Consider the following 22,146-nt stretch of genomic DNA (forward strand, 5'->3'; position numbering starts at 1 on the left):
TTAAATGATTGTTACATTCAAAAAAAATGAAGGATAAACAAGGGGAATTCGACAATGGATCTGAAAACGTTAAAAACGTTTCAAACGATTGTGAAATGCGGTAGTTTTACCCGTGCAGCAGATGAATTGAATTATCAACAGTCCACTGTTACGATGCAAATTCAAAAGCTTGAATCCGACTTGGGCATTCAGCTAATCGAACGCGGAAAAGGTCTCCGTTTAACGGAAGCTGGCAGGCTATTCCACGGGCAAAGTTTACAAATCGTAAAGAGTATTGAGCAATTACAAGAGAATTTGTCGGATTTACAGTTAGGAGAGGCAGGAAATGTTCGGCTTGGGGTGACGGAGCCAACCGCCAGTTACCGTTTACCTGTTATTCTGAAGAAATTCATAGCCGATAATCCGAAAATTCGCGTGTCCATAGAGTTTGCCAATACGCCAGTGTTATGCGAACGACTACTAATGGGGGAGGTTGATTTTGCTCTTTGCTCGGCTCCGGATCTAGGGTCTGAACTTTATTTTGAACCCTTGTTCAAGGAAGAATTCGTGGTATTGATACCGGAGGATCATCCGCTTGCCGAAAAACCAGTGATTGAGCCAGATGATTTTCAAGGGCATCGTCTGCTCATTACGTCAGCGACCTGTCCATACCGTAGGAAACTTGAGATGGTATTGCAGGATTTAGGGAATCTTTCTCTGGATACGATGGAAATTGGCAGTATGACAGCTCTGAAATACTATGTCGAAAGCGGATTCGGTATCGCACTCGTTCCAAAGGTAGTTTTGAACCCAGTACCTGCAGGAACATTAGTACGGAATATGTGTGGCAATCGAATCGACATGACTTTCGGAATTGTTTGCAAAACTTCGGATTTTCCTTTAAAACTGGCAAGTGCGAAGCTCTATCAGCATATTAAGCAGGAGCTTCTTAAAGAATAGTATGATTGCTTTATATCAATAAAAAAACAGCGACCGTCTAGACTTTTTAATGTCCATGACTGTCGCTGTTTCTTTTGTTCGTTGCAGTTTAATACATATTTACGACGCTTGACGGTTTTCTAATTCGAAAAACGTATAGGATCAACACAACCAGTCTAATCCTTAATTTATTCTTCTATTGGGTAATAATCATTTCTCGTTCTTCGAATAATATTCTATAAACAAATACTTCCAGTCATTCATAAAATCGCTTTGAAAAATACTATTGTAGTAATTAATATGTTCGTTCCAAAAATCAATTGCATTACAATTATATTTACCTAAAATGAATGCTGGGTAGTTGTGTACTGAACTTGCCATAATTCTTATCTTTTCTGTCTCCTTCTGATCAATTGCAATTAATAAATTTTCTATTATGTATTTGATAGGACGAATGCTCTGATGAATTCTTTCCATATTATTAGCACCATCAAATAACCGCATTTTCTTAAGTTCTGAGATAATAATTGTTTTGTATTCGTGGTCTTCAACTAAATTCAGTTCATTTATTAATTTCTTAATTGAACGATAATTAATCTTCATGTCCTTATGCAACCAGTATTGATACGTATGTAAAACATCATAAAGTGTAGGATTCAATGGATCAAACCTAATATAAATAAAAAGATTATATAATGAATCCATTACGTTTTTTGCATACATCTTCTCAAGTATAATGAACACCCTCTTGTTTATTTAAAAAGATATTTATAATAAGCTGGGAATTCTCGTATTATTGAGTAAATATCTCTAAACTCAAAAATGTTGGCGTGAGCCGCGTACACTTCCTTAATATCCATTTTTCTAAACGCTAATTTGGTCCTTGATACATGAAAATATTGTGTAATAACCATAACGGAGTCCAATTTTAATTCATCCATAATCTTGCTGGTATTTTGGGCGGTCATATATGAGTTGTAGCCATTATTGTCCTCTATAATTTTATCTTCCGGTATCCCTTTATCTATTAGGTAAAATTTCATAGCCTTTGCCTCGTCGAAACCTTCCTTACCAATACCACCACTAACTAAGATGAAATTAAAATAGCCTCCATCATAAAGTTCTACGGACGTATCTAATCTTGCTTTTAACCGCTCGGAAGGCTGTCCATTAACTTCTACTTTATTTCCCAATACTGCAGCTATGTCAACAGGCTTCAATTCATCATTCAAACCATCTACTATCAAGAAAGCAGTGTGAATGATAAACCAGATGAAAAGACTTGCTGCTGCTATTAAAAATCGTTTCATGAAAACATAGTTCAATTTCTCACCTGCATTCTCTCATTTTTCATCCGTAATCCTTCCTAAATATTATCATACTTGGGAGTATGAAACATACAGCGCAGTCGACCCATTACTCTCGTTTAATAATCGCCTCCCACATTATCGCATTATTCAGGTAAGAAACTGGAGCAATTCGATTGTGAATGTTTGGTTTTGCGGGCATAACACTCCCCTATTAAACCCATTTTTCTAAAAATAGTTAGCAGTCTAGCTAATAGTCCATGCCTAAAAAATCGACTCGCGTACACTGAATCATCTTATAGGGAGGTGTCGTTGTTGAGTTGTCCCGATATAAAAAAACGGTGTAAAAAGAAAGCCATTTTTGTGTGTCATCCAAAAGGGAGAAAAATGAAACGTCATCATCGAGTTATTAAGAAAACCGCTTGTAAAAACTGTCCCCCGCCTACTGGGCGCCAATTGCTTCGAGGACTTGCGGGAGCCATTGCAGATGCTGGACCGGCAGGACTAGCAGGAGCGCTTGGACCAGCTGGATTAGCTGGACTCGCCGGAGCACTTGGAGCGGCAGGACCAGCTGGATTAGCTGGACTTGCTGGCGCACTTGGTGCAGCCGGACTTGCTGGAGCAACTGGTGCAACTGGACTTGCTGGAACGACAGGTCCAACAGGGCCAGCAGGTACTGGAGGATTAATTCCCTTTTCAACGGGGATCATTCTTAGCGGTGCTGCAGTCGTATCGGCTGCTCCAATTTTAATGGGTTTCGGTAATAACACGGTCGAAGTTATCGGCGGGTCTGGAGAATCAACTATGCCACCCGAAGCAGGTGGTTTTGCTTTCCCTATTCCATTTGCGGGTACCGTTCATAATTTACAAATAAGTGCAGACCTATTGGTTGCATCTGTTGTTTCAATAAATACTCTCGGACTTCAATATGAGTTTACGGTGTTCCGCGCACCTTCTGTTCCGAATAATGGAATTGATCATAGCTCTTCATCTTTCGTGACAACGCCTTTAACTAGTTCTGTTAGATTCGGATTTCCGAATAATATCATTACAGCTGGTACTTTCCGAACTGCATCGAATATTAATGTGGGGGGATCCTTAGTAGTTGCTGCGGGTGACCGTATTGGTATTCGCGTACGGACGATTGCATCGACGGATGCCTCCGCAGCTGATATCACGCAGCTCTCATTTAGCGCCAGTCTAAATTACACCCCTTCATAACAACCACAAAATTTACTGAATTATCTCTGCCCATTAGTTGAATGAACAGTTGATCAAGTTGCGGATGCTTGTTGCAATTGTGTCCCTTCACTAAACCAACCTGTCCTTCAGCACAACGAGGCTGCCGTTTCATACCGCCAGCCTCGTCCTTGTGATTGTTAAGTTATCGTTACCAGTCGTATTTTGAGGCCAGCCCATTTTTACTGGTTGGCCATTTTTGTTATCCAATATTTTGGGTGACGAGGCATCTTGATCTAATTGGTAAACCTTTTCGTTTCACATCAAGCCATAAAATCAGGTCAGCGCAAAGTTAAACAGTTGCTTTCGGCAATGGTCATTTTGTACATGCTATGGCTATCTGCTGTTTTACTGTAAGGTCATCCCTGCTGCTTCTACTCTTCCTTTCAATATACCACATGTACCGAAACGATAAAGCTTGTGTTAAGATAGTGCTGTTCTCATGCTCGCTGCTCGCAGGCGAACGATTATTGTCACATAGGAGGCTTCCAGCGTATGGAATCTATCCATCGCTTTTCATTGATTCGGTCGCTTAAGGGCAGGCTGGCGATCATATTGACGGTTGCAACTATTGTTCCTATTTTGCTCACCGGCTACATCTCGTACAGATGGATCTATATCGTACAAACGGAGAAAATCGAAGGCGACTGGCTCGACAAGGTTCAACGCGAACGGGACGAGCTCGACCGGAAACTCGATGAGCTTGGACGCGTGTCACAGCTCATGGATATCGAAGGCGGCATTGGACAGGATGTGGTTAACTTCATCACGAGCAGCAGTTCTTTTGACCGTGCCATTCTATATCGCAATATTAACCAATCAGTAGCCAATGTCAATTTCTCAAACCCTAATCTCGGAGTTATGTTTTATTACGCACCGGAGCAGGCAGAGCCCCTTTTGTTTCCGAATGCCAACGTGAAGCTCCAGTTCAAACCCGAGCATTTAAAAGCCTTTTTCAAACAGAAGCTGTTCACTTATTACGGCCCGCATGAATCATTGGACGAAGCTAATCGGGCCGAGCCTGTATTCTCATTGCTCCGCAAGCTGGAATATGGACATGGGCGCTTCTTATACGCCTACATCGAGACGAAGGTTATCGGGCTGGATGCAATGTTCGAAGCCGCAGCCAAACCGGACAGCTCCTCGAACTCCCCCGTGTACCATGTGCTGACGGCACCTGACGAGCATATTGCTTATAGCAACATGAATAGCGGAACAGAAGAAATCGGCAGTAGCTTTGCCCCACCTGAAAACGCATACAAAATATTTCAAGCGGCCGGAAGACAAGGCTGGACCCTCTACCAGCTTATTCCGAAGGATGCGTACAACCGCGAAATGAACAAATGGCTTTCGCAATTCATGCTGTTTGCATCGCTCTCTCTCGTGCTCGGCATCATCCTGGCATGGTTGATCTGGCGTATGGTGTACCGCCCCATACGGATTATTAATCGGGAAATTACGAGATTCAGCGACAATCCGTCCCTAACGCGCATATCCGCAACCGGGTTAACAGAATTCAACCATATGCTCGATAACTTCCATCAGATGAGCCGCCGTATCTCGGAGCTGATAATAGACGTGGAGGATAAAGAAAAAAGGCGTGGCCAGCTGGAGGTAGAAAAGCTGCTTGTCCAAATCAATCCGCATTTCCTGCATAACACCTTGAACACCATCCAGTGGCTGGCCCGGATCGAAGGCCAAACCAATATCGCTCGGCTGGTCTCGATTTTCACAAGGGTATTGCATTATAATCTGGGCAAAAAAAACATTATCGTAACGGTACGCGAAGAGGTCGATGCCGTGCGCGATTATATCGATTTGCAAAATATAAGATACGATCATTCTTTTAACGTAAAGCTAAGCATCGAACCGGAATGCTTTGACGTTCCAATTCCGCGCTTTATTCTGCAGCCGTTAGTCGAAAACGCGCTGTACCACGGATTCGATGACGATGACCGCGGGGAAATCGAGGTGGCGATAACGCGGGCTAACAGCTCCTTGCTCATTCGTGTGCAGGACAATGGCAAGGGCATTCCGGAGGACAAGCTCCTTGCGATGCTCGAGGAGGAGGATGATCAGCTCCGCAAGTCGGGGCTCGGGATCGGACTGCGCTACGTCAAAAAAATGCTGGACGTCTATTATGGCACAGAAGCGCAATTAACGATGGAAAGCGGGACTGGCATCGGAACCACGATTGCCATTCGTTTCCCGGATACCTTAAAAGGAGTGGTTGCCCTTGATTCAAGCTCTAATCGTGGATGACGAAAGCTTGGTACGCAAAGGGATGCGGCTGATGTTCCCCTGGAGCAAGTTCGGCGTAGAAATTGCAGGCGAAGCCGCGACTGGCGAGCGAGCCATGGCGTTTTTGCGATCGCACCCTGTCCAGTTGATGATCACTGATATTACGATGCCTGGGATGTCTGGCTTGGAGCTGATTAAAAAGGCTCACGAGCATGATCCAGCGCTGAAAGTGGTGATCCTCACCTGCCATCAGGACTTTGAATTCATTCAGGAGGCGCTTCGCCTCGGGGCGATTGACTATATCGTCAAAACGCAGCTGGAGGATTTGGATCTCGATGCGACCATGGAGCGGATATTGAAGGCGGTCCGGCAGGATACACCCGGCAGCCATTCGACCAAGGAAAAGCTCGTCCTCGCGCGCAAAGCAGCTGCTGAAGCCAGCTCCGGTCTTCAGTGGGTCATGGATGACGACCGATTCAATATGTTATTCCATGTAATTAATGAGCTGGAGCAAGCGGGCGGCAGTGAGCCCCATTCCATTCTGTTCGCCGCAGCGGAGCGCTGGAAACGCAGTTTTCTGATGTTTGACTGGAATCGGTGCCCGTCACTTCCTAATAACGGCGGTGCCGCCAGCTGGCTGCAAGGCTTACGATTGGAGCTGGCCGCATGGCTGAGAAGCTCCGCCTATTCCGAGGATGTCATCCGGGCGGTCGTCAAAGCCGTCGATCTGATTGCGGAGCACCCTGGCCAGCATATGAAGCAAAGTGAAATCTGCCAGCTGGTTAATTTGAGCAAAAGCTATTTCAGCACCAGCTTCCGGGATATTATGCGGCTGACGTTCAGCCACTTCCTTCAGACCACAAGCCTTCATGCAGCGAAGGAGCTTCTCCTGTCAACGAACCATCCGGTTTATCTTATCGCTGAGAAATGCGGTTTTTTGGACCAGCGTTACTTCAGCAAGCTGTTCAAAGAACAAACCGGCATGCTGCCAAGCGAGTTCAGGCAGTTGCATACGGGACGTTCCTAAACCGAAAAGGCCCGAAGGCGGCTGGCGGCATCATCCGCTGCACGCGTTCGGGCTTTTTAACGTCTGCCGAAGCATTAGTCTGGTGAAAATATTTCTCATATAGTGCGACTGAAATTTTCTGACAGCGCCGCGGAGCGGAAAATATTCTAACTACCTTCAAAATTGAACCACTCACGGCACTTCGCAAGCGTTTGCTATACTTACGCTGCAAAGGAATAAAGATAGCAGAAAGGGGATGTCTGCACGATGAAAGGAAAAAAAGGAATAGTGCTATTACTAACTTCATTTCTCGTTCTTTCGCTGGCTGCATGCAGCAGCGGTAATAACGGAGGCACTGCACCTGAAGAAAGCGCGACTGACAGCAACACGCCCAAGGACACCGCTTCATTAACGCCCTTGGGAAAATACGAACCTCCGATTGAAGTAACGGCCGTTCGGGGAATAACCGAGGGCACCAAGTACAGCGAAGGAGAATCCATCGACAACAACGTGTGGTCGAAGGCGTACGAGAGCGAGCTTGGCGTGAAGGTGAAGTATTTATGGACAACGCCGACCGCCCAATACGATCAGAAGCTTAATATCGCCATCGCTTCCGATGATCTGCCTGATATTACGCCTGTCAGCGCTTCCCAGCTGAAACGGCTGGTAGAGGATGGCGCTCTTGAGGATCTCACCTCTCTCTACGAGCAGTATGGGTCGGAGCTGACCAAAGGCATTATGTCGCAAGACGGCGGCAATGCCATTAAATCCGCGACCTTCGACGGCAAGCTGTACGGTCTGCCGAATATGACCTCAGGCCTTGGACAAACTCACGTCCTATGGGTACGTACGGACTGGCTCCAAAAGCTCGGGCTGCCTGAGCCCAAAACGATGGATGACGTGATTAAAACCGCTGAAGCTTTCGTGAAGCAGGACCCGGACGGCAACAATAAAGCCGACACTTACGGCCTTGGCATCAATAAGGATATTTTCGGCTTCTACGCCGGCATGCAAGGCTTCTTTAACGGGTTTCATGCTTATCCGAACACATGGGTAAAGGATGCCTCAGGAAAACTGGGCTACGGCAGTGTACAGCCGGAAACCAAAGCAGCATTGCTTAAGCTGCAGGAGCTCTATAAGCAAGGTCTGCTTGACAAGGAGTTCGGGACCAAAGATGCGTCAAAGGTAAGTGAAGCTGCCAACGGTGGCAAGCTAGGCTTGTTCTATGGTTTCTTTTGGAATGCAGGCTGGCTGCAGGACGGAAAAAATGCGGACCCTACGATGGAGTGGAAACCGATCTCGATCGTCTCCAACGACGATCAGCCAGCTAAAGCCCAAGTGCCTTTTGCAATCAACACGTATTATGTGGTCAAAAAAGGAGCGAAAAACCCGGAAGCAGCCGTTAAGGTGCTGAACTTCGATTTTGAGAAGCTTTGGGGCGAAACAGCCCAGCCGGATATTTACAGCGTAAACAACAACACCGCCATTTTCGAATACGCACTCCTCTATGGTGAAGCACCGCGCAAAAATCTCGACGCCCATCTCAATGTGGTCAAGGCATTGGAAGCGAATGACCCCTCCAGCCTGAACACTGAGGAAAAAGGCTACTATGACAATATCTTGGCCTTCCGTGCGGGAGACCTTAAGCTGTGGGGCAATGAACAGATGTACGGGCCTGCCGGCTCCTTATCGGTCATTGACAGCTATTCCAAAAACGCGCAGCTAGTCGATGACGCCTACTTCGGCGCACCTACGCAAGGGATGACCGACAATAACGCTACGCTTCAAAAGCTGCAGCTAGAGGTGTTTACGCGCATTATCATGGGCGGCTCAATTGACGAATTCGACCAATTCGTTACCCAGTGGAATGATCTTGGCGGCAATACGATTACCGGAGAAGTGAACGATTGGCAGGCTTCCCAGTAAGGGACACCACTCCGGGAAGAAAGAGGCGAATAACCAATGAAACGTAAGACCATCCGAGAGTTGCCCTTTCACCTGATGATTCTGCCGGGCTTTCTCCTGGTCTTCATCTACAGCTACGTGCCGATGGCTGGCATCATCATGGCGTTCGAGAGACTGGTTCCGTCCAAGGGGATGTTTCGGTCCCCGTGGGTTGGATGGAAAAACTTTGAGTATATGCTGCAACTGCCCGGGACGCTTAGCGTCCTCGGCAACACCTTCTTCATCGCAGGAATGAAGATGGCCGCCGGCATTGTTGTCCCCGTCCTGTTCGCGCTGCTGCTCAATGAAGCGCGCAACCGACTGTTCAAGCGCAGCATCCAGACGATTATTTATTTCCCGCATTTTTTGTCCTGGATCATACTAAGCGGCATTCTTATCGATATTCTCTCTCCGTCAACGGGTCTTGTGAATGGCTTGCTCGGCTCGCTAGGCATTCCGTCTATTTACTTTCTCGGCGATCCTGATTGGTTTCCCCTCACGCTTGTATGGACGGATACTTGGAAAGAATTCGGCTATGGAACGATCGTGTATCTTGCTGCTTTAACCAGCATCAATCCCGCTTTATACGAGGCGGCGTCCATGGACGGGGCAGGCAGAATGAGGCAGACGCTCAATGTCACGCTGCCCGCCTTGCTGCCCATGATCGTCTTGATGTCGGTACTAAGCCTTGGCAACGTGCTCAACGCCGGCTTCGAGCAGGTGTTTAACCTGTATAGCCCTCAGGTGTACAAGACCGGAGACATTATCGATACGCTGGTATTCCGCATCGGGCTTGAAAATGCCAATTATGGCGTCGCTACTGCCGTCGGTTTGTTTAAATCAGTCGTTTCCTTCGTCATGATCGGCGTTTCCTATATGCTCGCTTACCGGCTGACAAACTATCGGATTTTTTAGGAAAAGTGGGTTGACCATGAATAAACACGCTTCGATAAGCAGACGGACGTTTCTCGCGTTCAACTATTTGTTCTTAACCGCCGTAGCCATTGCCTGCCTCTTCCCCTTGCTAAATGTGCTGGCGATCTCGTTCAGCTCCAGCGCTGCCGTAAGCGCGGGGAAAGTAAGCCTTTGGCCCGTCGACTTCAATCTTAAATCCTATTCCTTCGTGCTCAGCAAGCCTGAGTTCGGGCAAGCCTTCCTGATTTCCTTAGGCAGGGTGGCCGTCGGTGTTCCGCTTAATATGCTGCTGACCATCTTGATTGCCTACCCGTTGTCCAAGCGAAGCCATGAATTCAGCTTCCGCAACGCTTACGCCTGGTATTTCGTCGTGACGATGCTGTTCAGCGGAGGCCTGATTCCCTGGTACATGACCATTAAGATGACCGGCATTATCGACACATTCTGGGCAATGATTTTGCCTGGCGCTGTACCAATCTTCAACGTCATTCTGCTGCTCAACTTCTTCAAATCGCTGCCCGATGAAATTGATCAGGCCGCCCAGATCGACGGAGCCGGCCGGTGGCAGGCTTTGTGGCAGATTGCCGTGCCCCTTTCCGCTCCAGCAGTCGCTACGCTGACATTGTTCTGCATTGTGACACACTGGAATTCGTGGTTCGATGGGTTGATTCTAATGAACAGGCCTGACAACTACCCGCTGCAAAGCTATCTTCAGACCGTGATCGTCAATCGGGATTTGTCGCTTATGGCCGCCCAGGACATATTGAAGTGGGCAGAGGTATCCGATCGTACGTCCAAAGCGGCTCAAGTGTTTGTAGCCGTGCTCCCCGTCCTGTTCGTCTATCCATTTCTGCAAAAATATTTTGCGGAAGGCATCGTAATGGGCAGCGTCAAAGGTTAACCGCGAGCTTCATCCATTTCATCCACCAACAGAGGAGTAAAGAGAAACTATGGCAAAAATCGCATTTATCGGTGCAGGTAGCACCATTTTCGTCAAAAACGTACTCGGCGATTGCATACTGACGCCAGCGCTTGCCGATGCGCACATCGCTTTGCATGATATTGATTTGGAGCGCTTGAAGGAATCGGAGAAGATGCTGGTCAACTTAAATCACAATCTTGGCGGCAAAGCAACTATCAAGGCTTATGCTGACCGCCGGGAAGCGCTTAAGGGCGCAGACTACGTCATCAATGCGATCTCCGTCGGAGCCTTCGAACCCGTCATCCGCAGCGATCATGAAATGCCGCGCAAGTACGGGTTGAAACAAACCTATGCCGATACGCTGGGCATGGGCGGCTTGTTCCGGGGTCTTCGGACGATCGACGTCATGCTGGAGTTTGCACGGGATATGGAGGAGCTTTGCCCCAATGCTTGGTTCCTGAACTATACCAACCCGATGGCTATCCTGACGGGCGCGATTTTGCGAGAAACCGGCGTCAAAGCGGTAGGCTTGTGCCACAGCGTGCAGGTTTGCGCGAAGGAGCTGTTGGAGGGCCTTGGCATGAGCGCGGAGGATGTCCGCTGGCGCATTGCCGGTATTAACCACCAAGCGTGGCTGCTTGACATTACGCGCGGCGGCGAGGATCTGTATCCGGAGATCAAACGCCGGGCAGCAGCGCGCAAAGGACCTCATGAAGATATGGTCCGGTACGAGATTATGAACACCTTTGGTTATTATGTAACCGAATCCAGCATGCACGGAGCCGAATACGTTCCTTATTTCATCAAGAACGCCTACCCGGAGCTGCTGGAGAAGTACAATATTCCGACTGAAAATTACAAGGGCTGGGGAGACAGCAATAAGCTTTATTGGGAACAGGCGATGAACGGACTCGTCAACAATGCTTCCGTGACTCACACGCGCACGCATGAATACGCCTCTTTTATTATGGAAGCCATGGAGACGAACATTCCATTCAAAATCGCAGGCAATGTGCTCAATACCGGCGGGCTTATATCGAATCTGCCGGATGAAGCTTGCGTAGAGGTATCCTGCATCGTAGACAGCGAAGGCGTTACACCTACCCGCTTCGGCGCGCTTCCGCCGCAGCTCGCGGCGCTTAACCGGACAAACATTAACATGCAGCTGCTCACGATTGAAGCGGCGGTTACACGCAAGCGCGAGCATATTTACCACGCGGCGCTGCTAGACCCGCATACAGGAGCAGAACTGCCTATCGACAATATCAAAGCGCTGGTCGACGAAATGCTAGATGCCAATCAATATTTGCTGCCGAATTACCGGTAATTTTCAGCTTTTCTAAGCAAGCGGATGTCGTGCATGTCACGATAACTGCTTGCTTATTTATATGGGGTGGTGTTCTCCATGCTCCCTGCTCTTCGCAATTCAATCAAATGCTAATATACAAGTTGAAAAAGCGAAAACGGGATGGATCAGGTGTCTTTTCTGCTCCAACCCGTTTCTATTTTAGTTCATCGCTGCTTTCTTCAGTATATTGTAGGCAAGCGAAAGCCGTCCGACCACTAAGCTCACTATTGCCAAGCCACTAAACAGGAAACGCATTAATCCCGGTTATTCTTCAGCTAAATAAAGTTCCCCCTTGACAATCAAGGGGGAACATCGTTAGATTGCTGCTACCCGAAAATTCGGGAGGCGACGAACGCCAAGTCCTCGATATCTACAATGCCGTCCTTATTAATGTCAACAGTTCGGGCAATTGCCCAATCCGGGCTTACCGTGTCTTTCCCGTAATGTGCGGCCACCAGGACGAAATCCCCTATCGTAATTCGCGGGTCGCTGTTCATATTGCCTGTTGTTGCTGTAATACGGTGGGCCTCGAATTCCGCGAGCGCTGAAGCCAGAAGATCTATCGCATCCTGAACTTGCCCCGGAGTTGCATCCGTCTGTGCCGCAGCCGTTTGTGCGGCTTGGTTCGCTGCTGAGAGCTCTTCCTTCAACCCAGACAGCACGCTGCTAAAGAATGTGCCGATCACCGTCCCTGCAACTGCCTGGTCATGAGCCGCTGTCGCCTGCGCGATGAGCGCGTTCAACGCAGCTTTATTTAGAACGTTCACCTGAACGGCAAATCCGCCAATCGCGTAATCAGTGCCTGATTGATCCGACGCCGTAACCGCCGATGCCTCGAAGTTCGTTTCCCCCGAAGGCACATTTGCCTTAACCTGAAACTTCAGCGCCAGGATTGATGCATCTGAAGATAACCTTCCGGGCCCCGTACGAGCGGCCAGCACGCGCAGCTTGCCGGTTGTATCGTCGTTCGAAACGTTGACTGCCAGCTGGGCATCATTTTTGGTATAGCCGATGTAATTGAAGCGAGCCGAATCGTACGACAGCGTAAGATCGACGCCGGCCGCAGTCGTGTCATTCTCAAGTGACACTTGCAGTTCAAACTCCTGACTCGGAATTACGCTGTCTTCGTTTGGAGTAAGCCTGATGGACGGCTCCGTGACCGTTTCTGTTTTGTTCAGGCCAACCCAGTCAACATTCGACGATCCGGTAACGTTCCACATCTTCAGTTGAACAGGTCCCGCCGGTAAGAACGTCCCGGTGTGGACCGTCACTGCTCTCCATTCCTCAGGAACAGTCCCCCATTTCAGCGTGCTCGGAATATCTGCCGAATAAAGCTCCGAGCCCAGTTGAATCAAGCGCTTCGTATCAGCACCACCCAACTCCCAGCCGCTGACGTATTTCATTGCGACATCATAGAATCCGGCTTCAGGGACATTCAACTGCCAGGTTATCATTTGACCGGGATTGTTCCAGCCGGTGACACCGACACCGCCCGAGAGAAACGCGCGCGTGCTATAGGTGGATATCCCGCTGTCCGCGCTGCCGAAGCTTTCCGCTTCCGCAAAGACGTTCAAACCTCCCTTAACGGTATCATAGTCAACCGATTGATCGACCGGAGTTGCTGCACCCGAACCCGCACTCCGCAACTTCAGCGGCGATGCGGGGCCATCCAGAATCAGCTTCGCATTCGCGCCCAGGAACATCACTGGCGTGACGCCGCCTAGCTTCTCGAATTTGAGACCTTCCGGCGCTTCCAACACCTCATACAGTCCAACCGAATTCGTTAAATCTCCCCAAGAGGAGACGCCTCCGCGTCCGTCCCCGTAAGCGGAAAGCGTGACTGTCGAAGGGATTTCGTCAATCTCGACTACCAGCGATACCGGGTCTGCAGGAGCAGGCGCCGGAATGCTGCTTAAGAGAAGCTGATGCTGGCCCGCCTCGACATTCAACGTCAGCATATTAACGGAAGCGTTCCAATGGACGCCGCGCTTATAGACGGATTCCGTTACAGTGCCACCCATCGGAATGCTGCGATACTCTTCATCGAGAACCGTCGTCACACCGCTTGCCTGAAGGCTGACTCGCGTATCCTTCGAGCTCGTGATCGACAGCTCGCTGCCCGAATGCGCAATAGTCGCTGTCTGCGTGCTATCGATCAGCGTTACCCCGTCCCGAATCAACTTCGTGCCGCCGACAAGCAGAATCGAGTCGTCTTTGACCGCAATCGCTACCCCGTCAAATTGCAGGTTATCCGCCGTCACAACGCCGCTCTGCGCGGTCCGTACATAGACATCCGTGCCGTCCTGGAAGTGCAGCTTCCGGTATGCGCCGAGATCCTGCACGTCGATAGTTTCCGGCTGCGTGCCAACTTGATAGGGAATATACGTAGAGACGATCGTCGCATAGTCCGTCTTCGGCGTCGTAAAGTTCGCATGGACTCGAGTACGGCCCTTAAAATGCGGAATCGTGTCCTTCTCCACGCTAGGCAGCCACTCGTTTCCTGCTGCATCGATATACTGTCCAGTCTTCGAGGCCGTCAAATCCGGATAATGCAGCTTTACCTTCAACGCCGCTTTATTCTGAATGATCGTAGCGCCGCTCTGATCGTCATCCAGCGTCAGGCTCTTTTCGGCATGAAGCCAGTATTCGAAGTTGGAGCCGCCCGGCTGACGCGCTTCCACATTGTCAATTACGACAAATGCGCCCGGTTTGACATAAATTATGCTCCGCTGCGCTTGATCCAGTCCAGCATTCGCCGAATCGGTATTGTAGGCGCCTGTGGCATCCCCAACGGCTGCGTCGAAATGCTTATCGGTCGCAAAGCCAGTAATTTGGCCGATTGCCGTCATATCGAATATTTTTTGCCCCTTCTTGCCGTCATAGGTGATCGCGTTTTTGGCAAAGGTTTGCTTGGCATACTTCTGAAAATGATTAGATGTGTATGAATCATAGAACCCGCCGTCAAGTGCCAGCTCCTCGCCGAACGCATTGATGACGATCCCGTTCTGATCGGCATGGTTGTGATTGAAGCTGCCGAACGGGCTTGATCTGAAGAAGAGCGAAATTCGTTTCGGATCGTACAGACTGGAGTGCATGGTGACCAAACCAATCTTATCGAAATATTTGGCTGTCGGCATCTCAACCGGAGGGCGAGCTTCCAGACTGCTGTCCCCATACAAATACGCAAAGATTTTGTCGGTGTTGTGGGGCGAATTCTGCTGCGAATACCACTGCATGACCGGATTCTGGAGCATCTGCGCATTGCGCATCGTATTGGTAGCGGAGTAGGACGGCTGCAAAATGTTGATGTCGTCGCCGAACACGCCTGACTTTTGGCCAACCGGCAGCGTGTAGAGAGGGAACCAAGACTCGTTGCGCGAGAACGCCTTCTGATACAGATCAAAGCCGGTTGCTGCCAAGAGCACATCCATAAATTGCTTATTGGCCTCGGACGACCAGTTCCAGTAGCCGCTTCCGTTGCCCCAGCCGCCATCCTCGCCGCCCCACGGCGGCAATAAATTGATGTAAGCGGGGACGATCGCTTTAAACCATTGCTGTGCTTTCTCCGAGACGGGTGCGCCATTCACTATCGTATTGTCATGCAGCAGCGCCGTCGCAATGATGCCCATAAACCCGTTAACCGTCCATCCGTGCGAATCGAAAGGGGTGGTCGAGATCGGATTGGCATCATATAACACGTCATCGGCAATCGATTGGCCGCGCGCCATTATCATCGTCAGAGCCTGTTCCTTCTCCTCGTCGTTTAGCAGATTGAATATCCAGTCATAGGCAATGGCGCTCTTATATGCGATATCCCGGTGCACCTGGTCGTTGCCGCCCGTTGACGCATGGTAGGAGGTCGGCCCATCGTCGGTTCTCCATGTGGCTAGGTTCAATAACCGAGACTTTGCATAATTGCCATATTCGGATTGTCCTGTGATCAGATAGACGAATGCTGCATTGACCATTCTCGTCGTCTCTCTCTGAGACAGGACGCTTACGACTTCATTCCTAGGGTTATTCGGATGCGGCGTCTGCCCCTCAGGAACGGGAGGCACCGGATCCGGCGGCAGCGTCGCCGACGCGTCGGCCAAATCCGCAGCAGCTATTTCGCTTATCCGCTCAAAGACAGCCTTGCCGTCGCCGTCTCTTCTTGCTCGGAATTGCTCCAGTTTATTTGGATTCGTCAAGATGCGGGGATGCGAGATCGACACCTGACTTAACAGCTGCGATATGTCCGGCACCGGGAACGGAACGGCATCCGGATCGATCCGGAATCGCTGGACATCGCTCCAATTCGATACTCCGGCTGGCTTATGGAATCGGACTCGCCAGAAGTACGACTCTCCGTCCACGAATGTATTCGGGAAATTGTAAAAGTTGATGGCGATGTCGTCTTTCTGATAGGCGATATTGTTGAAATCGCTATCAGTCGCAACCTGCAGCTCGTAACGTTCGACGCCTGGTACATGTGGCCATCCGAAATCAGGCGGGTTCTGGGTCGTAACGAGACGATCTTCCGGCTCAAAATGGCGGTATGCAGCCGGGTTCGGCTCATTCGGCCAATTCAGCGAGCCGCTCGGCGGCGTTGGTGTTGGTGTTGTCGTTGGTGTAGGAGTCGGAGTCGCATCACCCGCCGTTAACGACACTTGATCGAAGTAGACATCAGCAGTCTGGCTGCCTAACGTTGCCAGCTCGACCGACACACCGGTCGTTCCGGCAGGAGGTTCGGCCGACACCGTTAACGTCTCCCAGTTTCCGGTGCCATTGGTCTGCGCTTCCACGTATTGCTGGCCGTATGAACCGAAGAAATTCAGATACAGCTTTCCGACTCCGGACAGCGGCTTGGCTAGTACGACTGCGGTATATGATTTATCCGCAGCGATTGGAAGCTCAGCGCTCTTTAGGCTGTACGCATGCACTGCGGAATTATCAACGATACGCACCGCTCTTTTGCCGTGGGAATACACGGAGTTCGTTACCGTACTGATACTGGACGCCGTTGCGTGGTCGACAGCTGTCCAGCCGGTCGGTCTCGTTCCCGTCACGGCCTCGAAGCTTGGATTAGTCAACAGCTCCGTTGTCTTGAACGAAGCGTCATCCACATAGACGACGCCTGTGCCTGGCGTGCTGGGGACGACAATCAGCATTTCCGTGCTGACAGTGCCGTCCATAGGCGTTTCATTCACGATAGTAATCGTTTGCCAGCCTGCTGTGTTGACAAACTGTCCTTTCTGTCCAATAAACGAGCCATTGGCATTATAGTATCGGACCAAGAGCGTGCCTGTACCACTTTCCACCAGCACCTTCACGCTTGCGGTGTACGTTGTCCCTGGGGAATAGGCCATCATCTGGCTGCGCATCCCCGCCGCGGTGGCATGCGAATTGTCGGTAAGCTTGACGCTTCGCGTTCCTTCGAATGCCTGTTCGGTGGTCGACTCGACCGCGACATCGGGCTTATTGTCAAACATGGTCCAGCTTGCCGGCATCGAACCCGATACTTCCTCGAAACCGGGATTAATAACCAGCTCGGGCCCCATTACCGGGTTGCTGACCGCCGCGAAGGCCGATTGAAAAGAAAAAACGTTCAGAATCAGGCTCATTGCCATTGCCAATACAACGGTAATCGCCACATTGCGCTGCCTTGTGCGAGTCATCAATTTGTTTCGCCTCCTTCATATGATCTTGCCGCTTTGATCAACGCGTTTCACGCGTTATGTATTGTTGTATGCGCTTTCATTCCTCCTTTCTTTCGATTTCGTCCTAATAGTAGCCCTCACACTCTTAACACGTATATATACGAAACCGACAAACGTTCAACTTTTTTGAAATTTGCATAAAAAAGTACCAACTTCCATAAAGGAGACCAGTTCCCTCCATCCCCTCCTCCAGAAACTAGATCGAATGAAATGGAAAACGGAGCTCGCAAACTTGCGCGGCTCCGTTTCGATTATATCGGATTGAATTTTTGATTCCTCACTGCATTCAGCGTAATGATGTTTATCAAAGCGGAACTGAGGACTTCACCCTGTACCAGTATTCATACTGCGATATGTAACCAATCTTGTCATAGAGCCGATTAGCCGCTTCGTTATTTTTGACGACCATGAGATAGCTCTCCGTTGCGCCCTGCTCCTTGCCCCAGTGAAGCAGGTGCAGCACTAGCTGCTCGCCGTACCCTTTGCTTCGTTCGTTGACATCTGTGACAATATCGTACAACCCAACCCAGCCATCCTCTATGGCCGCATAGCCCGCCGCTACCGGTATACCGTTCACCTGAAGCGTAGCAAAACATTTGATAAGCGGAGACTGCTCGAGCATGTTTTGGGTGATAGCCCTCTGCATATCGGATAAGCCGCTAAAAACCGTTAGAGCATCCAGCCAGTTTTCCGTCGGCTCATCCTCAAGCCATACATCCACGTGCGAAGGTTTTTTAACATCAGTTAGATGCACCGTTTTGATAACCGTCTGATCCATTCGCTCATACCCCCGGGCTGCAAGCACCTCATCGAGATTGGCAGGCTGTATGAACGGAGTAACTTTAAATACCGTATTAAGATTTTGCATCGAGTATCGCCGCTCGCATTCGCTAATCTTCGTGTCCAGCATATACGTTTGCCCATACAAGGCATGAACCGAGTTGGATCTCTTCGTATATCCAGCTGCGAAACGCATGAACCAGCCGTCATATAGGACCGTTTGAAGCGCAGGCCAGCCGTTCAGGCTCATTTCTTCAATTCGTAGCTGCAAAAGCCTTTTTATCGGCTCAACATGATGGTTGTCATGCCATATAAAATCCTTCAAGTACTGTACCGTTTCAAACGGCTGCCCGTCGACATCCATATAGACGCCGCCATATTGCTCTTCCGAGAAAGCAGCAATCGTATGTATTATCCTTTGGCGGCTAGCGATGGCTTCGGATACGAGCTCGGTTACCGGCGTGCTTAATCCATACTCCTTTGCCGCATCATTGAATTGGTCATAATCCAAATGCTGGATGGCAAGCGGAATCCCCTCTTCAATCTTGGAGATTGCAGCTTTGTAAAAGTACTCATCCCATTTCAAAATATGAGCTACAACCTCACGGACTGACCATTTGCCGCTCGCCACGCTCTGGTTCCAATAGCGCTCGTCATATTTTCCCAGATCGGCAATAAAGGCATTCCACCTGCCAAACGCAGACAGCAGTTGTTCTTTTTCTGCAGACATTTCTACTCTCCTCCAACAATGCGAATGAGCATTCTTTTTTCATTCATCATAATATAAGCCAAATAGGCGCGCTAGAAAGCTAGAGAAAGTGCAGACAAAAAAAAAGCTGCTCGCTGAGCAGCCGGCCAATCCATTCACAACTAACCGTCAACCATCCCGAACCGCTCTAATTGCTCTCGTTGATTGGCGCTTCGCAATATTTCCCGCTGCTTCGCACCCATCAAATCAAAATGCGGATACTGCGCTCGAGCATGAATATACTTCGGATTCAGTCCATTGGCACGACACCAGCTTGCAAGCTTCTCCAGATCGGAGCAGCCTACCTTAGTCACCGTCTTCATCCCCGGAAATCTTGGATCTAGCCAATAATGAGTTAGAAATGCGACTTCACCTCTTGAGACGGCTGCTTTCCATGCCACCATCTCGCTTCGCTTAATGCCGAATGCCATAGCCATTCGCTCCCTGCTGGTATTCACTTGCCTTACAGCGCAGATAGCTGCCTTTAAGGCGTGATGTTTTTTACCCGGCCTACTTGGCCGTCAGCCAGTCTAACTTTAATGCCATGCGGGTGCTTTGGTGCATTTGTTAAAATATCCTTCACGATACCGCGAGTAAGCTTTCCTGTTCGCTGATCCTGCTTCAAAACAATATCGACCTGCAAGCCCGGTTTTATCGCTGCGCGTTCTGTACCATTCATCGTTACCATTCCTCTGCTGCTCTTAATGTTGGCTTATAGCATAGCATATGCAAAGTAAAGATGCACATTATATAGACAACTGTTATACTTAACATCAAACGATGTTTACGAAAAGAGGAAATGTATTAATGTCTAACGCATTTAACGCTTTGGGTATCATTCCCAAGCTGAGCGATCTGCTTCAACAAGATGGAATTACCGAGCCGACACCGGTTCAAAAGCAAGCGATTCCGCTTCTGCTCAACGGGCAGGACGTCATCGCACAAGCACAAACGGGCACTGGCAAAACAATTGCGTTTGCGTTGCCTATTTTGCAACGGATTAATATAGAAAAAGAACAAGTGCAAGCCCTCATTCTAACACCGACAAGGGAGCTTGCCATTCAAATAACGAGCGAGCTCAAAAAACTCGTGCCTGCCGTTGGCGTAAGCGTCCTCGCAGCCTATGGCGGACAGGACGTTGACGCGCAAATTCGCAAGCTTCAACGTTCGCCGCATATCGTGGTCGCGACGCCTGGTCGACTTATCGACCATATGAAACGCGAGACCGTAAGCCTCGGCAAGCTGCAAATGCTCGTATTGGATGAAGCAGACCAAATGCTCCACATGGGCTTTCTGCCAGACGTAGAAAGCATTATTACCCAAACGCCGAAAGCGCGTCAAACGATGCTCTTTTCCGCAACGATGCCGGATGCGATCCGCAAGCTGGCAGCAGACTACATGAAATCTCCCGTTGATATTCGCGTACGCAGCACGAATGTGACGCTCGACAGCATTACCCAAATCGTCTACGAGACGACGGACAGAAGCAAGCAGCAGGCACTGGTCCATTTGCTTGAGCGCCATCAGCCGTATCTTGCCGTTATTTTCTGCCGGACGAAGGTTCGCGCCAAGAAATTGAACAAAGAGCTGCAGGAGCTCGGTATTGAATCCGATGAGCTGCATGGCGATCTCACGCAGGCAAAGCGCGAGCAAGTCATGAAACGCTTTAGGGATGCCCGCTTGCAGGTACTCGTTGCAACCGATGTCGCAGCACGCGGCTTAGACGTTGAAGGCGTAACTCACGTTTACAACTATGACGTCCCTCAGGATGGTGAGCTCTACATTCACCGTATCGGCAGAACAGGCCGTGCGGGACAAGAAGGAGCAGCCATTACTTTAGCAACGCCATATGACAAGAATCATTTGCTGCTTATCGAACAGAGCATCAACGCCAAGCTTACTCGCCGCGCCATCGACGGCGAAGGCAACGAGACCTCCGTCCGCGCGCAAATCGGCGATCGCCCGGAAAGAAGCCGCAGCGCTGCTGGCAAAGGCGGCACTCGCGGAGGCGGCGCGAAGCCGTCCGAAGGCGGACGGCGCGGACGTGACCGTTCAGGCCCTTCGGATCGAGGCGCTAAGCCTGGCGGGCGCAGAGGCCAGCGCGAGACCTTCCGTCCAGCAGCGGCTTCTGGCAAACGTACGGGTAGAACGGCAGAGGTTCGTGGTGAAGCTTCAGAGCAAACCGGCGAAGCAACGGGCTGGGCAGCACGCCGAGGAGATCGTTTCGATAACACAAGCTCCGAGCGCGCAGGCGGACGCAGTGCTTCTGCACAATCCGGCAACCGCGGCGGCAGCCAACGTGCAGAGAACCGTGGAAGCTCCGCTCGCGGAGGTGCACGCAGCGGCGGTTTTGGCGCTCCACGCGGCGCCGAGCATGCTGCAGGCCGCGCAGCGGCCTCAGTAGATAGTCCGTGGGAAGCAACACGCAAGGATATGAAAGCTACCAATGAGCGCAATGCGCCTCGCGGCAAAGCACAAGCGGGCGGGCGTGGCGGAAGCCGCGGCAACGCTTCTGCTGGCGGACGAAGCAGTGCTCCTTCTGGAGGACGCAGCAGCTCGCGTGGCGGAAGCCCCGCGAATAAGCCGCGTGGCGGGCGTAGTCGCTAGTCGAATGAACATAGAAGATCGATTCCGTTTTTGGAATCGGTCTTTTTCTTTGACGGACAGCTTTTTCTATCAAGCATATTGGCAGCTGCTTTCCCCCTACAATTATCCCCAAGATACCCGTACGGAATGGCTTGGTGAACCAGCGGGGCAAATGCCCAAATGTCGGGCACCCATGACAAATGTCCAATCGTTCTGGGGTAATTTACATATGATACTGTATACCGAACGACGAGATAACTAACCAAGAAATGACTGCTCGGAGTCGGAACTACATTAATAGGAGGAATTGGCATGTCCGGTGTACATGGAGGGTTTACGTCTTTAGGCGTAATTTTGGTATTGTTCATTCTTCTGGTAATCATATCTAAATCTGTCCTCTACTAAGCCCTATCATCCGACTACAAGCGTAAACGGCTGTCGCCGTCCTCTGTGGCAAAAGCAGTTGTTTCACACAGATATATAAGCACATTTA

15 protein-coding genes are annotated in these 22,146 nt (G+C 49.9%); 9 read left to right on the top strand and 6 right to left on the bottom strand.

The window, feature by feature from the left end; translation table 11 throughout:
• The first annotated feature begins 54 nt into the window (after positions 1 to 54).
• Positions 55 to 939: a LysR family transcriptional regulator gene (locus AB4Z29_RS06520; RefSeq protein ID WP_441942254.1), complete on the top strand. Its 885-nt coding sequence runs from the start codon at positions 55 to 57 to the stop codon at positions 937 to 939.
• Between the two features lie 189 nt (positions 940 to 1,128).
• On the opposite strand, the gene AB4Z29_RS06525 is transcribed toward AB4Z29_RS06520, so the two are convergent.
• Both AB4Z29_RS06525 and AB4Z29_RS06530 read right to left on the bottom strand, forming a co-directional pair.
• The gene (locus AB4Z29_RS06525) at positions 1,129 to 1,521 is read right to left on the bottom strand and encodes a hypothetical protein (RefSeq protein WP_441942255.1); all 393 of its coding nucleotides are present in this window, start codon (positions 1,519 to 1,521) and stop codon (positions 1,129 to 1,131) included.
• A gap of 149 nt (positions 1,522 to 1,670) precedes the next feature.
• Entirely contained in the window at positions 1,671 to 2,243 is a 573-nt protein-coding gene (locus tag AB4Z29_RS06530) for a YdcF family protein (protein ID WP_441942256.1), read from the bottom strand.
• A 369-nt stretch (positions 2,244 to 2,612) separates the two neighbouring features.
• Here AB4Z29_RS06530 and AB4Z29_RS06535 point away from each other — a divergent pair, with 369 nt between their 5' ends.
• From AB4Z29_RS06535 to AB4Z29_RS06565, 7 genes are all read left to right on the top strand, one after another.
• On the top strand, positions 2,613 to 3,446 hold the full coding sequence (locus AB4Z29_RS06535) for a hypothetical protein (RefSeq protein ID WP_441942257.1): 834 nt from the start codon (positions 2,613 to 2,615) through the stop codon (positions 3,444 to 3,446).
• A gap of 513 nt (positions 3,447 to 3,959) precedes the next feature.
• Positions 3,960 to 5,726, top strand: coding sequence for a sensor histidine kinase (locus AB4Z29_RS06540; RefSeq protein WP_441942258.1), 1,767 nt, complete (start codon positions 3,960 to 3,962; stop codon positions 5,724 to 5,726).
• Positions 5,701 to 6,732 (top strand): response regulator transcription factor, encoded by a 1,032-nt coding sequence (locus AB4Z29_RS06545; protein WP_441942259.1) that lies wholly within the window; start codon positions 5,701 to 5,703, stop codon positions 6,730 to 6,732. Before AB4Z29_RS06540 ends, AB4Z29_RS06545 begins: the two co-directional genes overlap by 26 nt.
• A gap of 246 nt (positions 6,733 to 6,978) precedes the next feature.
• Positions 6,979 to 8,637: an extracellular solute-binding protein gene (locus AB4Z29_RS06550; RefSeq protein WP_441942260.1), complete on the top strand. Its 1,659-nt coding sequence runs from the start codon at positions 6,979 to 6,981 to the stop codon at positions 8,635 to 8,637.
• Between the two features lie 36 nt (positions 8,638 to 8,673).
• Positions 8,674 to 9,570: an ABC transporter permease gene (locus AB4Z29_RS06555; RefSeq protein WP_441942261.1), complete on the top strand. Its 897-nt coding sequence runs from the start codon at positions 8,674 to 8,676 to the stop codon at positions 9,568 to 9,570.
• Positions 9,571 to 9,586: 16 nt separating this feature from the next.
• Positions 9,587 to 10,471 (top strand): carbohydrate ABC transporter permease, encoded by an 885-nt coding sequence (locus AB4Z29_RS06560; protein WP_441942262.1) that lies wholly within the window; start codon positions 9,587 to 9,589, stop codon positions 10,469 to 10,471.
• A 49-nt stretch (positions 10,472 to 10,520) separates the two neighbouring features.
• On the top strand, positions 10,521 to 11,819 hold the full coding sequence (locus tag AB4Z29_RS06565) for an alpha-glucosidase/alpha-galactosidase (protein WP_441942263.1): 1,299 nt from the start codon (positions 10,521 to 10,523) through the stop codon (positions 11,817 to 11,819).
• A gap of 347 nt (positions 11,820 to 12,166) precedes the next feature.
• On the opposite strand, the gene AB4Z29_RS06570 is transcribed toward AB4Z29_RS06565, so the two are convergent.
• The 4 genes from AB4Z29_RS06570 to AB4Z29_RS06585 form a co-directional block, all read right to left on the bottom strand.
• Complete coding sequence (locus AB4Z29_RS06570) at positions 12,167 to 17,497, bottom strand: DUF4962 domain-containing protein (RefSeq protein ID WP_441942412.1); 5,331 nt, start codon at positions 17,495 to 17,497, stop codon at positions 12,167 to 12,169.
• Positions 17,498 to 17,843: 346 nt separating this feature from the next.
• Positions 17,844 to 19,049, bottom strand: a complete 1,206-nt coding sequence (locus tag AB4Z29_RS06575; RefSeq protein WP_441942264.1) for a GNAT family N-acetyltransferase — start codon at positions 19,047 to 19,049, stop codon at positions 17,844 to 17,846.
• A gap of 140 nt (positions 19,050 to 19,189) precedes the next feature.
• Positions 19,190 to 19,498, bottom strand: coding sequence for a hypothetical protein (locus AB4Z29_RS06580; RefSeq protein ID WP_441942265.1), 309 nt, complete (start codon positions 19,496 to 19,498; stop codon positions 19,190 to 19,192).
• A 53-nt stretch (positions 19,499 to 19,551) separates the two neighbouring features.
• A complete protein-coding gene (locus AB4Z29_RS06585) occupies positions 19,552 to 19,746 on the bottom strand; it encodes a YwbE family protein (RefSeq protein WP_441942413.1) in 195 nt (64 codons plus the stop codon).
• Positions 19,747 to 19,874: 128 nt separating this feature from the next.
• Between AB4Z29_RS06585 and AB4Z29_RS06590 the strand changes: the two genes are divergently transcribed.
• Positions 19,875 to 21,674 (top strand): DEAD/DEAH box helicase, encoded by a 1,800-nt coding sequence (locus AB4Z29_RS06590; RefSeq protein ID WP_441942266.1) that lies wholly within the window; start codon positions 19,875 to 19,877, stop codon positions 21,672 to 21,674.
• Positions 21,675 to 22,146 lie beyond the last annotated feature (472 nt).

The sequence above is a fragment of the Paenibacillus sp. 2TAB23 genome, assembly GCF_052115165.1.
GTDB lineage: Bacteria > Bacillota > Bacilli > Paenibacillales > Paenibacillaceae > Pristimantibacillus.

Coding starts and splice junctions, on each gene's coding strand:
- AB4Z29_RS06525 (WP_441942255.1), bottom strand. CDS start 1,521: ATGAAGATTAATTATCGTTCAATTAAGAAATTAATAAATGAACTGAAT.
- AB4Z29_RS06550 (WP_441942260.1), top strand. CDS start 6,979: ATGAAAGGAAAAAAAGGAATAGTGCTATTACTAACTTCATTTCTCGTT.
- AB4Z29_RS06520 (WP_441942254.1), top strand. CDS start 55: ATGGATCTGAAAACGTTAAAAACGTTTCAAACGATTGTGAAATGCGGT.
- AB4Z29_RS06535 (WP_441942257.1), top strand. CDS start 2,613: ATGAAACGTCATCATCGAGTTATTAAGAAAACCGCTTGTAAAAACTGT.
- AB4Z29_RS06575 (WP_441942264.1), bottom strand. CDS start 19,049: ATGTCTGCAGAAAAAGAACAACTGCTGTCTGCGTTTGGCAGGTGGAAT.
- AB4Z29_RS06580 (WP_441942265.1), bottom strand. CDS start 19,498: ATGGCATTCGGCATTAAGCGAAGCGAGATGGTGGCATGGAAAGCAGCC.
- AB4Z29_RS06555 (WP_441942261.1), top strand. CDS start 8,674: ATGAAACGTAAGACCATCCGAGAGTTGCCCTTTCACCTGATGATTCTG.
- AB4Z29_RS06585 (WP_441942413.1), bottom strand. CDS start 19,746: ATGAATGGTACAGAACGCGCAGCGATAAAACCGGGCTTGCAGGTCGAT.
- AB4Z29_RS06540 (WP_441942258.1), top strand. CDS start 3,960: ATGGAATCTATCCATCGCTTTTCATTGATTCGGTCGCTTAAGGGCAGG.
- AB4Z29_RS06560 (WP_441942262.1), top strand. CDS start 9,587: ATGAATAAACACGCTTCGATAAGCAGACGGACGTTTCTCGCGTTCAAC.
- AB4Z29_RS06565 (WP_441942263.1), top strand. CDS start 10,521: ATGGCAAAAATCGCATTTATCGGTGCAGGTAGCACCATTTTCGTCAAA.
- AB4Z29_RS06590 (WP_441942266.1), top strand. CDS start 19,875: ATGTCTAACGCATTTAACGCTTTGGGTATCATTCCCAAGCTGAGCGAT.
- AB4Z29_RS06570 (WP_441942412.1), bottom strand. CDS start 17,497: ATGACTCGCACAAGGCAGCGCAATGTGGCGATTACCGTTGTATTGGCA.